Raw genomic sequence first — 16,234 nt, 5'->3', positions numbered from 1 at the left:
GTCATTAAGATAAAAAAACTCCATGTGAGGTCGCCCTTCACATGGAGTAAAAAGTTGGATTTGGATATCAATAATAGTTGGAATATGTGGAGAATTAAACGTTAGTTGGTTGTTTCACGTATGGATTTGAAAGATCCATACCTTCTAATGAAAGACCCATAGCTTTTGCTACACCTTCACCATATGCTGGATCAGCTAAATAGCAGTGAAGAATATGACGACGTTTAATGAACTCTTCAACTGATGCCATATCATTAGCAGTATTTTCGAATAGGCGTTGTTGCTCTTCGGCAGTCATTAGGCGGAATAATTTACCTGGCTGTTCGAAGTAGTTGTTGTCATCTTCACGGAAGTCGTGGATACCAGCATTACCGTCGATACGTAATTCAGGCTCTTTATAGTCTAAATTATGCTCCCATTCACCATAGCTATTTGGTTCATAGCCTAAAGTTGAACCAAGGTTGCCATCGAAACGCATAGCACCGTCGCGGTGGAATGTACGGAATGGGCATTTTGGTGCGTTCACAGGAAGCATGTAGTGGTTCACACCTAAACGATAGCGTTGTGCATCTCCATATGCAAAAATACGAGCCTGTAACATTTTGTCTGGAGAGAAGCTAATACCAGGGATAATGTTAGATGGTGCAAAGGCAGCTTGTTCAACTTCTGCAAAGTAGTTGTCCGCGTTTTTGTTTAACTCGAATTCACCTACAGGAATTAATGGGAAGTCTTTTTTATACCATACCTTTGTTAAGTCAAACGGGTTATATGGTAATTCACGAGCTTGTTCCTCTGTCATAACTTGGATGGACATTTTCCATTTAGGGAAATCGCCATTTTCAATTGCTTCATATAAATCGCGTTGTGAAGATTCGCGGTCATTACTGATTACTTCAGCAGCCTCAGCACCAGTTAAGTTTTTAATCCCTTGCTCTGTACTAAAGTGGAATTTAACCCATACGCGCTCATTTTCTTCATTAATAAAGCTATATGTGTGAGAACCGAAACCATGCATATTACGGTAACCAGCTGGAATACCACGGTCAGACATTACGATTGTTACTTGGTGAAGCGCCTCAGGTAATGAAGTCCAGAAATCCCAGTTTGAATTAGCGTTTTTCATATTTGTACGTGGGTCACGTTTTACCACGTGGTTTAAATCTGTAAAGTGTAAAGGATCACGGAAGAAGAATACAGGTGTGTTGTTACCAACTAAATCCCAGTTACCTTCTTCAGTATAGAACTTAAGTGCAAAGCCACGAATATCGCGCTCAGCATCTGCTGCACCACGCTCACCTGCAACTGTAGAGAAGCGTGCGAACATTTCAGTCTTTTTCCCAACCTCTGAGAAAATTTTTGCTTTAGTATATTTAGTAATATCATGCGTTACAGTGAAAGTACCGAATGCACCTGAACCTTTAGCGTGCATACGACGTTCAGGAATAACTTCACGGTTGAAGTTTGCTAATTTTTCAACTAACCATACATCCTGAAGAAGTAGAGGACCACGAGGACCTGCTGACATTGAATCATGGTTGCTTACTACTGGAGAGCCACCTGCTGTTGTAAAACGACGGCTACGATCATTTTTGTTTGTCATATTAGTTTACCTCCTAAAGAAAAATTGTGAGTCAAACTCTTCAACAATAACTATAACAAATGTAAAATAGAATTGCTAGTAAATTATAATTATTATTGTTAAAGAATATTTATATTAAGATATAAACTATAAATATATGCTAGATTTAAAGGGGTTATGACTAACCTTTACCACAAATTAAGTTTTTTAAACATTTTTGAGGATTATTTAACTTCTTTCAAATGAAATCTTTTGTTTATTTATTCTTATTGAAAATATGATAATTGAAAATAATACTAGATAATGAGATCGCGCGTGTGAAGATAAGCCTTCTCTCTCTACACTTTCGCACAAGTTCTCAGTTAGAACGGAAATGAACTCCACGCTGTTGATATGCCTTTTCAAGTTTTACGATAACGATTAGGCGTAATGCCGATGTGCTGTTTAAAAATTTTAATGAAATAATTTGAATCTTCGAAACCATTTAAATAGGCAATTTCACTAATAGCAAAATCAGTTTCTACTAGCATTTTTGTGGCATTATGAATCCGGACCTGTTGCAGGTAGCGTTTAAGTGGCAAGCCTTGCTTCTTTGAAAAGATCGTACTTAAATAATTGGGACTAATCCCTAATTTATGAGCAACGTAAGGTAAAGATAACCCGCTATCCTGAAATTGTTGGTCGATAATTTCTATGGCCAGTTCTACATAGTCAGCTCGTTTCTCCATACGTGCCTCACGGGCCAATTCAATCAGTTTTTGTGTAAATGATATGATGCCATTTTGAATGGTATAAAATATAGGATGCTCAATAATTAAATGAAAAAGCTGACGATAATTTTGCTCAATTGCAGCTTTCTCATGTAATTTATACTTCAGCATAAAGCGTCGAATTTGTGCTAAGACACTTGTTAGATGAATACGTAAATCATCCTGCTCGTAATAAATTCCTTCATTAAATAGTCGATATAAAAATGCTTTAACAGCTTCAATATTCCCGTCCTCTAAACTGCTTATTAATAATTGTTGCTCTTCGGGTGATAGTAAAGGATCGAAGGGCTGTGTCTTCAGCTGCTTACTCGTATAAAAAATATGCCCATAACCTTCGTAAAAACTTTGACGAAGTGCACGCTTCGTTAATGTATACATATTCTTCATAGTTGTAGGTTCCCCATCGTAAATACCGATATTTAAAGAACTATTACTTATTGATCGCCATTCCTTGATTAATGTACGAGCATCTTTCTCCACAATTTTTAAATCATCTGTTTGGAATAAGCAGACGATTCTATCGGACAAAGGATAAATCTTTATATGGTAATAAATAGGCGTTTGCTGAAGCCAGTTGTAAAGTTTTTTTAACATGTCGGAATGCTCTGGCTCGATCATGGTAAAATGTATATTTGTCTCTAAGGAACTTGTTTTACTACCTAGAAATAGTTGATAGTAAAAGGATTCCTCAGTAGCTTCTTGATATACTGTCTCTGCTTTTGGTGTCTGAAGGGAGATAGCAGTGAGTTTTTGCTTTAATATTTCTAAATCAATTGGTTTAACGAAGAGATGTGCGACCTGTAAATCGATTGCCTTCAATGCATTTTTAAATAATGGCTCTGTCGTCATAGCTAAAATAGTCCCTGAATGTTTTTGAAGAGTACGAAAGAGGGCAATTAAACGATTATTCGAGAATAGGTCAATATTCAACAGGATGACCTCGGGCTCAAATTGCTGGATACTTTGAAGTGCTTCATTAATAGTTGTACCTATTTCAATGGTTACATCGCCAGGATAATATGTATGTAAAAACCAACTAATGCCTGAAAGTTCAGCGGAGTCCCTGTCAATTAATAACAACCTCATAACAACCAACCTTCCATAAAATTATCTAGTTTCTTAAAAAAATACGATTATATTATTAAAATAACAAAAAATATGAAATAATTCATGTTTTTTCTTTTAAAATTCCCTATTTTCTGAAAAAAGTAGTTAGTACAATGTGATTAGAGTGATTGCTAGCTTTCTTTTTTCGACGAAAGCGAAGTGTCAGCCTCGTTATACTAAGGAAAATTGGATTTAAAGCATTTTTACATAGCTACAATGGGAACGGGGGATGTGTATGAAGTCTAACATCGAACTAGATGGCAAGACATTAACAAGACAGCTAATAAAGGAAATTGTAAACGGTCATGCAACGGTTACGCTATCTGCAGACAGTATGGAACGTATCCGTTTAAGTAGGGAACGAATTGAAAAACGTTTAGCTGAGGGGCAAACCATTTATGGTGTGAATACAGGTTTTGGAAAGCTAAGTAATATAAAGATTGAAGAGGAAGACATTGAGCTTTTACAGTTGAATTTATTACGCTCAGATGCGACAGGTGTTGGTGTACCGTTTCCAACAGATGTTGTACGCGCCATGATGGTTTTACGTGCTAATGCTTTAGCTCGAGGTTTTTCAGGAATTCGTCTAGAAACAGTGCAGTTGTTATTGGATTTTATTAACAAGGGAGTACATCCGATTGTACCGTCTCAAGGTTCAGTTGGTGCAAGTGGGGATTTAGCGCCGTTATCACATTTGGCTTTAGTGCTAGTAGGTGAAGGGAAGGCGGAGTTTAATGGAGAGGTTATGGGCGGTAGTGAGGCGTTACGGCAAGCTGGACTAACGCCGGTGCGACTACAAGCTAAGGAAGGGTTAGCGCTTGTAAATGGTACACAAGCAATGACAGGAATCGGTGTTTTAACCGTGAACGAGGCAGAGCGTATGGGGCTAGCGGCAGATATGGCAGCGAGTTTAACGCTTGAGGCACTGAAAGGGATTACTTCCGCATTTGATCCAGCGCTTTTGGCGGTAAGACCACACCCAGAATTAGAGCTTGTTGGTGGACGAATCCGCAAGTGGCTTGAAGGAAGTAAACGTGTGACAAAGCAAGGTGAAATCCGTATGCAAGATGCCTATTCACTACGTTGTATTCCGCAAGTACATGGTGCTTCATGGCAATCATTTTTCTATGCGGAGGACCGCGTGCAAATTGAAATGAATGCAACGACAGATAATCCGATTGTTTTAGAAAATGGAGAAGTATTGTCTGGGGGACATTTCCACGGTCAACCAATTGCATTGGCGATGGACTTTTTAAAAGTCGGTGTATGTGAGTGGGCGAATATTTCGGAGAGACGTACAGAACGAATGGTTAATCCTCAGCTTAATGAAGGTTTGCCGCCATTTTTAGCGACAAATCCAGGTATTGAATGTGGACTAATGATTGCTCAATATACAGCAGCCTCTATCGTATCTGAAAACAAAGTATTGGCACATCCTTCAAGCGTGGATTCTATACCGACGTCAGGTAACCAAGAGGATCATGTGAGCATGGGGACAACATCAGCTCGCCAAGTACGTCAAATCGTACACAATGCCGCTCGTGTCATTGCAATAGAAATGATTTGTGCATCTCAGGCGATCCATTTAGATAAAGCGGAAGAGCAGTTATCTCCCACAACGCGAAAGTTTTTAGAAAAAGTGCGTGAGTTTTGCCCGCCACTGTTAGCAGATCAACCTATCGGCGATGAAATTGAAGCGCTTTCAGAGTATTTATTAACGAGTGATGTTCTATTAAATGAGTATAAGTAAATTTTAAAGCAATAACTTCCTAGAGAAAATCCAAAAAATCCTTTAACTAGTTTTGACGACTTAGAGATTTCTTTCAGAAAAAGCACTTACATCGGAGGGAGTAGTATGGAATTTCATCAACGAGAGCTGGAGCGAGATTCGCAATTTCGAATCTCCTCCGCTATTAAGATGTTTATCTGTAGTATAGTCGGAATATTCAGCTTTTTTGTATCGTTTGAATGGCGAGGTAAGGATTCCATTTTAATTGATCACATCGTAAGTTTTATTCGCACCGAAGCGCCACTGCTTGTAACTGCATATGTGCTCATAATGCTTGTAGGTGGAGCGATTCATCCATTCCTAACAAAGAAATGGAATAAGTCGACCGTCAATATTGTGATGTCAATCCTTAAAGTGGGCGGTATGATTGCAGGGATTTTGTTAATTTTCAATATAGCACCAGCGTGGCTAGCGGATGAAAGTATTGGACCGTATTTACTGGAGAAGCTTGTTAAGCCGGTAGGCATATTAATTCCGATCGGGTCTTTGTTTTTAGCGCTTCTAGTTAGCTACGGATTGCTTGAATACATCGGTGTTTTAGCACAGCCGTTTATGAAACCTGTTTTTAAAACATCAGGACGTTCAGCGGTGGATGCAGTAGCCTCATTTGTCGGCAGTTATTCGGTTGGATTGCTGTTAACAAACCGTCTTTATATGGAAGGTCGCTACACAGCGAAGGAGGCCGTGATTATTGGAACAGGCTTCTCGACTGTATCTGTCACGTTTATGGTTGTCATTGCGAGTACGTTGGATATGATGCAGCATTGGAATGCGTTTTTCTGGGTGTCACTCGTTGTAACATTCTTGGTCACTGCGTTAACGGTACGCCTTTATCCGATTCGTTCCATGAAGGACGAATACTACGAGGGCGCGACGCCGATGCCAGAAAAGATAGTTAAAAAGGGGCGTTTTAAAGAAGCGTGGCGTCAAGCGATGGAGGCTGTTGATCAAAATCCGCCTATGACTAAAATTTTATGGGCGAATTTAAAGGATGGCTTCATCATGACGATGGGGGTTATGCCATCGATTTTATCGGTTGGTCTTTTAGGACTTGTGCTTGCAACATATACACCTATTTTTGATTGGCTTTCGTATATTTTTGTACCATTCACATATGTACTGCAAATTCCAGAACCATTTTTAGCGGCAAAAGCGCTGTCATTATCGTTAGCAGAAGTATTTTTACCGGCACTTGTTGTCACACAGGCAGCGCTTGTGACGAAATTTATTGTGGCAGTTGTATCAATTTCGGCAATTTTGTTCTTTTCGGCTGTCATACCACTTATTTTATCAACTGAAATTCCGGTGACATTGCGCCAAATTGTAACCATTTGGTTTGTGCGTGTCGTATTAACTTTAATCATCGTAACACCAATAGCATTTTTACTATTTTAAAGGAGCGTGTTTTTTATGGTAGTCAAAACAAATATTCGTGCACCACGTGGGAATGAATTATCTTGTAAAGGTTGGACACAAGAAGCTGCAATGCGTATGTTAATGAACAATCTAGATCCTGAAGTAGCAGAAAATCCAGATGAGCTTATCGTCTATGGTGGAATAGGTAAAGCGGCACGTAATTGGGAGAGTTATGAGCAAATTATCGCGTCATTAAAAGAATTAGAAAATGATGAAACACTTCTTATTCAATCAGGAAAGCCGGTAGCTGTATTCTGTACACATGAACATGCGCCGCGTGTATTAATTGCAAATTCTAATTTAGTACCGTCGTGGGCAAATTGGGAGCACTTCTATGAGTTAGAGGACCGTGATTTAATGATGTACGGTCAAATGACTGCTGGTAGCTGGATTTATATTGGTGCACAAGGCATTTTACAAGGAACATATTTATCATTTGTAGAGGCAGGTAAAAAAGTATTTGGTACAGCGGACTTACGCGGCAAATTCATCCTTACGGGTGGTATGGGTGGCATGAGTGGTGCACAGCCTTTAGCTGGGAAAATGGCTGGCGCTGTTATTTTAGTAGTCGAAGTGGAACGTGCTCGAATTGAACGTAAAATTAAAGAGGGCTACTGTGATTATCTTGTAGAGACAGTTGATGAAGCGATTGAATTAGTCAATAAACTACGTGACAAAAAAGAGCCAGCGTCGATTGGTCTTGTTGGCAACTGTGCAGATGTTAATCGTGAGCTATTGAACCGCGGAATTATCCCTGATTTTGTCACAGACCAAACATCTGCCCATGATCCGATCAATGGCTATGTTCCAAATGGCATGACGTTTGAGGAAGCGCTTGAACTACGTAAAAGTGATGTGAAAACGTATGAACAAAGAGCAAAAGAGACGATGGCTGAGCATGTTCGTACAATGCTTGAATTCCAACAAGCAGGTGCAGAAGTATTCGATTATGGTAATAATATTCGTGCGTATGCCAAAGAGATGGGTGTAACAAATGCCTTTGATTTCCCTGGTTTTGTTCCAGCGTATATTCGTCCTTTATTCTGTGAGGGGAAAGGACCATTCCGTTGGGCTGCACTTTCAGGTAATCCAGAGGACATCTATAAAACAGATGCACTAGCAAAAGAAATGTTTGCTGAAGATGAAGGTCTTGTGAATTGGATTGATATGGCGCAAAAGATGGTGAAATGGCAAGGGTTACCTGCGCGTATATGCTGGTTAGGCTATGGTGATCGTCACCGTTTTGCACTGAAGGTTAATGAAATGGTTGCCAATGGAGAGTTATCAGCACCGATTGTCTTTGGTCGAGATCATCTAGATTCTGGCTCTGTTGCATCACCAAATCGTGAAACAGAGGGCATGCTTGATGGTACTGATGCAGTATCAGATTGGCCAATTTTAAATGCACTTGTTAATACAGCAAGTGGTGCGAGCTGGGTAAGTGTCCATCACGGTGGTGGTGTAGGAATGGGTTATTCGCAACATGCTGGTCAAGTGCTAGTAGCGGATGGTTCTGAGCTAGCTGCTGAGAAGATTGCACGAGTGTTAATTTCGGATCCGGGAATGGGAGTTGTGCGTCACGCGGATGCGGGCTATGAAATTGCTATTAATACAGCGAAAAACAAAGGTGTGCATATACCAATGTTAAAGGATGATGCTAAGTGACTATTTTAATCAAGAATGCCAACGAAGTGATCACGTTAAAAAGTGCCGTACAAGGTCCGCGTACAAAGGAACAAATGCGTGACATTGCAATAGTGGAAAATGGTAGTGTTTTAATGGAGGGAAATAGCATTATAGCGGTAGGTTCACTTACACAGCTAAAAGCGGATTTCCCTGATCTTGTAAAGGTTGCTGAAGTTATTGAAGCCTCAGGTAAGATTGTAATGCCGGGTCTTGTCGATTGTCATACGCATTTAGTTCATGGAGGTACACGTGAGCAGGAATTTAATATGCGACTCAATGGTGCCACATACATGGAAATTATGAATGCGGGTGGCGGGATTCATGCTACAACAAAGCGGACACGAGAAACTAGCTTTGGTGATTTATATGTAAAAACGATGAATCATTTAGATGTGTTTTTGAAGCATGGTGTCACAACGGTTGAGGCAAAATCAGGCTATGGCTTGGATTGGGAAACTGAAAAGAAGCAGCTAGAAGTAACAAAGGAATTGCAAGCTACACATGACATTGATGTCGTTAGTACCTTTATGGGGGCGCATGCGGTGCCGCGTGACTATAAAGGACGTGAGGATGAATTTGTAGATCTAGTCATTCATGATATGCTACCGAAAGTAGCTGAGCTAAACCTTGCAGAATTCAATGATGTATTTTGTGAAAAAGGTGTATTTACGCCAGAGCAATCACGACGCATTTTAGAGGCAGGGAAAGCGTTGGGGTTAACACCGAAAATTCATGCAGATGAAATTGAGCCTTATGAGGGAGCGGAGCTTGCTGCAGAAGTAGGAGCCATTTCTGCGGAGCACTTATTAGTTGCTTCTGATGAAGGTATACAAAAAATGGCTGAAGCTGGAACGATTGCTGTGTTGCTACCTGGAACAGCATTCTTCTTACGTGCACCATTCGCGAGAGGACGCCTAATGATTGATGAAGGGGTACCTGTAGCTATTTCAACTGACTTTAACCCTGGCTCATCTCCAACGTTGAGTCTGCCATTTATTATGAATTTAGCTTGTATGCATATGGGGATGACACTGGAGGAAGTGTTAACGGCGACAACCGTTAATGCAGCATACGCAATTAATCGTGGACATCAAATTGGCTCCCTTGAAGCGGGCAAACAAGCTGACGTCATCATATTGGATGTTGCAAATTACAAGCAATTGCAATATTTCTATGGCATGAATCATACGAATACTGTCATTAAAAATGGGCGAGTTGTCGTACAGGGTGGAATTCTTTTGAAAAATCAATTAGTAAATTAAATAATAAAAAAGACATAAATAAGGCAGGAATGCTTTGTTTATGTTTTTTTTATGGAAAGTTGTTCTACTTATTCTTTTTATAAAAAGAGTTGAAATTGTTAACTGGAAAAGTTATCATGTTATTAAGTAGTAATTCTTGAATTGCAAATTACTGTTCCTGTAAAACATTGAATCAAAGGAGTTATCTTAAAATGACAAAATATCGTTCACAAGAAGAAGTTCTTGCGAATTATGATTCTTCTAACTATATAACACCTGATGGATATACATCAGATATTGCAATTTTTACAATAACATCCGAAAAAGTAGAGGAAAAAGCACCTCCGATGATGACGCTTAAAATCATGTTGATTAAACGGGTCGAAAAAGATCATGAAGGAAACCCGAATATCGAAGGTGGAAAATGGGCGCTTCCAGGTGGATTTGTAGATGCGACAAAAAGGGAAACTGCCTATATGGCTGCTAAAAGAGAATTGAAGGAGGAAACGAATGTAGATAGTTTACACATTAAGCACTTTGGTGTCTATGATGATATAGATCGTGATCCTCGAGGTTGGATGATTTCAAATGCCTTTTATGCAATCGTTCCGGAAGTATACATTGACCAGCGTCAAGCGAATGACGATGCGGCAGAAGTAGAACTTTTCGATATAAATGAAGTGTTCAAACTCGATTTAGCCTTTGATCATCGGAAAATTATTTCAGACGCTTTAGAATTTATTAAGAAAGATATGATACAAACAACAGTTGCTAAAAATTTTTTACCGGGAGAATTTACATTATCTGAACTACAAAGAGTTTTATTGACAGTGGGAGATGATCCGCGTATTGCAAATGATTCGGTGTTCTTTACAAAAGCGCCCAAGCTACCTTTTATTGAAAAAGTTTTAGATGAAGATGGGAAACCGAAGAAAACGAAAAGAAATTCATTTAGACCATCGCAATTATATTCTTTTAATGACTTCGAAATCGTAGAGTCAATTTATCATTAGGAAAGCATCAGTCTTTCCTAATTAATTTTCAATATACTAATTTGTAATTTATTAATTACTAATTAAATGAGAAATTGGAGTGATGGAAATATGTTAAAGCGTGCATTGATTAATATTGATTATACAGTGGATTTTGTAGCTCGAGATGGAGCCCTAACTTGCGGAAAACCGGGGCAACTATTGGAAGTGGTAAATACAAAATTAACAAAGGAATTTATGTCAAATGGTGATTTTATAGTTTTCGCTGTTGATGTTCATGAAAAAGAAGATAGCTATCACCCAGAAACAAAGCTTTTCCCTCCTCACAATATTCGAGGTACGAGGGGTAGAGAACTATATGGCTCTTTAAAAGAACTATATGAAGAAAATAAAGAATTAGATCATGTCTACTATTTGGATAAAACCAGATATTCTGCTTTTGCAGGTACGAATTTAGAGATTAAATTGCGTGAACGAGGCATTACCGAACTGCATTTAATCGGTGTATGTACGGATATTTGCGTTCTTCATACAGCGGTAGATGCCTATAATAAAGGATTTAACATTGTTATTCATAAAGATGCAGTAGCGTCTTTTAATCAAGCAGGGCATGAGTGGGCGTTAGGACATTTCGAGCATTCTCTCGGGGCTACTATTATGTAAACGGAGGAACAGGGTATGAAATATGCGGACGATAGCTACATGTTGCACACGGACTTATACCAAATAAATATGGTGGAAACGTACTGGAATGATGGTACACAAAATCGAACAGCGGTTTTTGAACTATACTTTCGACAACTTCCGTTCGGGAATGGCTATGCGATATTTGCAGGCTTAAAAAAGATAATGGAGTTTATCAAAAACTTTGGTTTTTCTAATAGTGATATTCAATATTTACGCGAGGAAGGAAAATACTCAGAGGAATTTCTTAAATACCTTCAAAATTTAAAATTTACAGGTACTATTTCTGCAATGAGGGAAGGTGAATTAGTATTTGCAAATGAACCTATTTTACGAATTGAAGCCCCTTTGGCAGAAGCTCAGTTAATGGAGACCCCTTTATTGAACATCGTTAATTTCCAAACTCTTATTGCAACGAAGGCTTCGCGCATTAAACAAGTGATTGGAAAGGATATCGCGATGGAATTTGGTACTCGTCGAGCGCATGAATTTGATGCAGCGATTTGGGGAACTCGTGCAGCTTATATTGGTGGATTTTCTGCAACTAGCAATGTCAGAGCTGGAAAATTATTTGGCATCCCTGTCTCAGGTACTCATGCACATGCCATGATACAGGCATATCGTGATGAATACACTGCATTTACAAAGTATGCAAATACGCATAGAGATTGCGTTTTCTTAGTAGATACGTATGATACGTTACGTTCGGGTGTCCCTAATGCAATTCGGGTCGCAATGGAGTTTGGAGATAAAATCAATTTTATAGGAATAAGGCTGGACAGTGGTGATTTAGCGTATCTGTCAAAAAAAGCAAGGGAAATGCTAGATGAAGCTGGCTTCACTGAAGCGAAAATTATAGCATCTAATGATCTGGACGAATACACGATTATCAATTTGAAGTCTCAAGGGGCTAAAATTGATACATGGGGAATCGGAACTAAGCTCATTACAGCGTACGATCAAGCAGCTCTTGGGGGCGTATACAAATTAGTATCTATTGAAGATGAAAACGGGGAAATGGTCGATACCATCAAAATTTCCGGAAATCCTGAAAAAGTAACGACTCCAGGCCGCAAACGTATTTATCGAATTATTAATACAGACAATGGTCATGCTGAAGGAGATTATATTGCATTGGACTACGAAAACCCGCAAGAGGAAAAACGCTTGAAAATGTTTCACCCTGTTCATACTTATATCAGTAAATTTGTAACGAATTTTACAGCGAAAGAATTACATCAAGACATTGTAGTAAATGGATCTATTCTTTACAAAGAACCAACACTTCAAGAAATTCAAGTATATGTAGAGGAGAATTTACATCTACTATGGAGTGAGTACAAACGAACAATGAATCCAGAAGAGTATCCGGTCGATTTAAGTCAAGCGTGCTGGGATAATAAAATGACAAGAATTAAAGAAATTAAAGAAAAAGTCACGAAGATGATGAATGGGAGAAACTAATAGAGAAGTGGAATGGGGGGTTAGGAAATGGCGAAAATAGGGATTTACGGATCATCATTTGATCCAATTACAAATGTTCACCTTTGGACTGCAAGTACAGTCGCACATCGTTGCAAATTAGATAAAGTGATTTTTTTACCTTGCTCAAACAAACGAAAAGACAAGGAGATAAAAACAAAGAATACGCATCGCTGGAATATGCTGCAGTTGGCTATTGCTAAGGATAAGCGTTTTATTGCAGATTCATATGAAATGGAGCAAGAGGGCTGGAATATTTACACGTATGATACGATGAAATATTTTAGAGAACAACACCCGAATGATGAAATTCATTTTATTATGGGGGCTGATTTATTAGTCGATATTGGTGCTGGGTTGTGGAAAAGGGGAGATGCATTAGTAGCTGAGAATAAATTTATTGTAATGGCAAGGCACGGAATAGATATGTTATCAACAATTAGTCGTTCTCCTATTTTGAGGAATCATGATGATGGAAGATTCCATTTAATTGATAAAGGGTTAGCGATGGAAATTAGCTCTACCTATATTCGAGAAGAATTTGCAATGGGCGGTGAACCAAGATACCTACTCCCTGACGCTTGTTATGACTATATTAAAGAGCATAATCTTTATCAAAAATAAATTTAGGTGTGGCTTATATATGATAGTGGAGTGCGGGATAACACCGCACTTGATTTTTTTGGATTATCATCAAAAGTGGAGGGCATTTTGTTAAATCGTGTGCTATTTATATAGGTTTGATCTTCGTTCTGTCTGGGCGACACTTTGGAGATTAGCGATAGAGGAGTGAAGGCTAAAACCATTACCTCCTGTGATAACGCCTTCGTGACCAACATCGGTGCTGTGGCCTCGCTTTCACGCAAAAAACATCTGTCTGCTCAACCGGCTCATCGGACGCCCCTAGCTGGAACGAAAATCAACCTCGCGTTATGTGACGCGACTTTTATTTCGAAAAGATGGTGAACTTTCTCATATTTAGTTCTTGGTAAGATATAATAAATTTAAGTGATAAAGCAAACATGCAAAGTGCTGGAATTACAAAGGGCTTTGCGTAATTACCCTCAATAAAACACAATGATCTAATGTTAGAAAGGAATTCTTAGATGTGCAGCTTACATTAACATTTCTTATTTTAGGAGCGACAATTTTTGCATTTGTGACTAATAAAGTACGAGCGGACCTCGTTGCGATTGTGTCACTTCTAGCATTTGTCATTACGGATATTTTAACACCCGCAGAAGCATTAGCTGGTTTTTCAAACTCTGTAGTTTTAATGATTGCAGGGCTGTTTGTCGTGGGCGCAGGTATTTTACGAACAGGGCTTGCAGGGATGGCGGGGCAATTACTGCTAAAGTGGTCAGGTAATAGTGAGTTGAAATTATTTGTATTATTGCTCATTATTGTAGGTTCTGTCGGTGCATTTATGAGTAATACAGGTACTGTAGCTTTGATGATGCCGATAGTTGTTAGTATTGCGATTAGTATGAAAGTAAGTCCGTCAAAATTTTTACTACCACTTTCTTATGTTGCAAGTCTTTCTGGGCTTATGACACTTATTGCTTCACCCACAAATCTTATCGTTAGTCAGTTATTGGTCGATCGTGATTACAATAAGCTAGGTTTTTTCGAAGTAACACCCATCGGTATTGTAGGGATGATTGTTGGTATTACTTATTTAATACTTGTGCGCAACATTCTTTTACCAAATGAAAAAAGTCGTACAGAAACAAAAGCTGATTATAGACTATCTCCGAAGAAAATTATTAAGCAATATGATTTAAACAATCGTTTGTTTAAAGTGTTTGTGCCAGAGGATTCGTCGATTATTGACGCGACATTAGCGGAATTAAAGCTTCCGGCCAAATATACGCTTTGTATGATGAAAATTCACCGACGATCTCAAGAAGGTATTAATTTTTTACCGGTGACATATCAGGAAATGGCTGGTCCGACAAGTGTGATCCATGCCAAAGATGAATTGTATGTCCAAGGTGAGGAAGAGAATATTCGTCGTTTTGCTTCTGATTATAGTCTGGAGATGCAGGAACTGGCTGAAGGAGAGGCTGATGAATTAGTATCGAAGCATCTTGGTATTGCTGAGGTATTATTAACACCGAATTCTAGCTTTATTAATAAGACCGTAAGCACCCTAGGCTTCCGAGAAAAATATAATCTTAATATAATTGGCATAAATCGTAGAGGTGGCTATAAGCTGCAAGATATGGTGACGCATAAATTAAAATTTGGAGATGCTATTTTAGTACAAGGTGCATGGGATGAAATTTTATTACTTGCAAGGGAAACACAGGATGTCGTTGTTGTCGGTCAGCCAAAGGAGCATGCTAGTGTAGCTGCAGCGACGGGGAAAGCCGGTATTGCAGGTGTCATTATGCTTTTAATGATTGTGCTAATGGCTTTTGAAATTTTCCCTGCTGTTATTTCCGTTATGATTGGTGCCGTATTGATGATATTAACAGGTTGTTTGCGTAATATGGAAGATGCATACAGCAATATGAACTTTGAAAGTATTGTACTTGTAGCTGCAATGCTTCCGATGGCGACTGCTTTGGAAAAAACAGGTGGTATGGCCATCTTATCTGATGGTATTATCAATGCGCTTGGAAACTATGGACCTTACGGAGTACTGATCGGAGTTTACATTTTAACTGCAGTCTTTGGTCAGTTCATTAGTAATACAGCCACTGCTGTATTGTTCGCACCGATTGCTATGAATGCTGCGATTGCGATGGAAGCAAGTCCAACGACATTTATGATTGCTGTTGCTGTAGCAGCAAGTATGGCGTTTGTTACTCCGATTGCTTCCCCAACTAATGCGCTAGTTATGACAGCTGGCGGTTATAAGTTTATGGACTTTGTGAAGATTGGAATACCACTACAGATTATTATGTTTATCGTTATGATGCTGGCAATTCCATTTTTCTTCCCATTTTAAAAACTCGGTTTCTATACCGAGTTTTTTATTTATTTTTTATGAAATCTATTAATTTTTTATTGATGGTTATGATAAAATTCTATTTTAGATACTAATAAAAAGTTAAATCAACTTGAGATGTAGAGTCTAGTGATAATTTTTTGTAAGTATATATATAGGAAGTTTCTCAATGAAATGAAAAAGTATAAAATTTTATTAGAAAAAGTGTTGACCTTTTTGAATCAAGAGTGTAATATTATACGAGTCGCTAAGATAACTTCTGAAAAACAATTAAATTAAATAAAATTAGTTGTTGACATCGAGTTTGTAGCGTGTTATTATATAAGAGTTGCTGCTGAAAAAACAGTAACGAAATGAACCTTGAAAACTGAACAAGCAAAACGTAATCAATAAAGTTTTTAGTAACTAACCTTGAGTTGGTGAACGAAACAAAATTTTGGACATCAAACATGATGCCAGCAAAACAATTTGAGCTAATCAAATTTCTTTTTATGGAGAGTTTGATCCTGGCTCAGGACGAACGCTGGCGGCG

Annotated in this window: 11 protein-coding genes; 9 read left to right on the top strand and 2 right to left on the bottom strand. The window is 38.6% G+C overall.

What is annotated here, in order from left to right:
* Nucleotides 1-94: 94 nt before the first annotated feature.
* Nucleotides 95-1,600: a catalase gene (locus tag ACVYAD_RS19325; protein WP_476427526.1), complete on the bottom strand. Its 1,506-nt coding sequence runs from the start codon at nt 1,598-1,600 to the stop codon at nt 95-97.
* Nucleotides 1,601-1,980: 380 nt separating this feature from the next.
* On the bottom strand, nt 1,981-3,435 hold the full coding sequence (locus tag ACVYAD_RS19320; RefSeq protein ID WP_476427524.1) for a helix-turn-helix domain-containing protein: 1,455 nt from the start codon (nt 3,433-3,435) through the stop codon (nt 1,981-1,983).
* Between the two features lie 256 nt (nt 3,436-3,691).
* Between ACVYAD_RS19320 and hutH the strand changes: the two genes are divergently transcribed.
* The 9 genes from hutH to ACVYAD_RS19275 all read left to right on the top strand — a co-directional run bounded on the left by hutH (nt 3,692) and on the right by ACVYAD_RS19275 (nt 15,702).
* Nucleotides 3,692-5,206, top strand: coding sequence for a histidine ammonia-lyase (hutH, locus tag ACVYAD_RS19315; protein WP_476427523.1), 1,515 nt, complete (start codon nt 3,692-3,694; stop codon nt 5,204-5,206).
* A 105-nt stretch (nt 5,207-5,311) separates the two neighbouring features.
* Nucleotides 5,312-6,640: a YjiH family protein gene (locus ACVYAD_RS19310; RefSeq protein WP_349661893.1), complete on the top strand. Its 1,329-nt coding sequence runs from the start codon at nt 5,312-5,314 to the stop codon at nt 6,638-6,640.
* Nucleotides 6,641-6,655: 15 nt separating this feature from the next.
* Nucleotides 6,656-8,326 (top strand): urocanate hydratase, encoded by a 1,671-nt coding sequence (hutU, locus tag ACVYAD_RS19305; RefSeq protein ID WP_476427521.1) that lies wholly within the window; start codon nt 6,656-6,658, stop codon nt 8,324-8,326.
* Nucleotides 8,323-9,609 (top strand): imidazolonepropionase, encoded by a 1,287-nt coding sequence (hutI, locus tag ACVYAD_RS19300; protein ID WP_476427520.1) that lies wholly within the window; start codon nt 8,323-8,325, stop codon nt 9,607-9,609. The genes hutU and hutI overlap by 4 nt, the downstream gene beginning before the upstream one ends.
* Nucleotides 9,610-9,800: 191 nt before the next feature.
* Nucleotides 9,801-10,601, top strand: a complete 801-nt coding sequence (locus ACVYAD_RS19295) for an NUDIX domain-containing protein (protein ID WP_476427518.1) — start codon at nt 9,801-9,803, stop codon at nt 10,599-10,601.
* Nucleotides 10,602-10,691: 90 nt separating this feature from the next.
* Entirely contained in the window at nt 10,692-11,243 is a 552-nt protein-coding gene (locus ACVYAD_RS19290; protein ID WP_476427517.1) for a cysteine hydrolase family protein, read from the top strand.
* 15 nt (nt 11,244-11,258) lie between these two features.
* Nucleotides 11,259-12,728, top strand: a complete 1,470-nt coding sequence (locus ACVYAD_RS19285) for a nicotinate phosphoribosyltransferase (RefSeq protein ID WP_476427516.1) — start codon at nt 11,259-11,261, stop codon at nt 12,726-12,728.
* 27 nt (nt 12,729-12,755) lie between these two features.
* On the top strand, nt 12,756-13,370 hold the full coding sequence (gene nadD, locus ACVYAD_RS19280) for a nicotinate-nucleotide adenylyltransferase (protein ID WP_349661887.1): 615 nt from the start codon (nt 12,756-12,758) through the stop codon (nt 13,368-13,370).
* A 484-nt stretch (nt 13,371-13,854) separates the two neighbouring features.
* Nucleotides 13,855-15,702: an SLC13 family permease gene (locus ACVYAD_RS19275; protein WP_476427514.1), complete on the top strand. Its 1,848-nt coding sequence runs from the start codon at nt 13,855-13,857 to the stop codon at nt 15,700-15,702.
* The last annotated feature ends 532 nt before the right edge of the window (nt 15,703-16,234 follow it).

This window comes from Lysinibacillus sp. G1-3 (genome assembly GCF_056322905.1).
The sequence above is the reverse complement of the archived record's forward strand: the minus strand, read 5'-3'. Positions and strand labels throughout refer to the sequence as shown.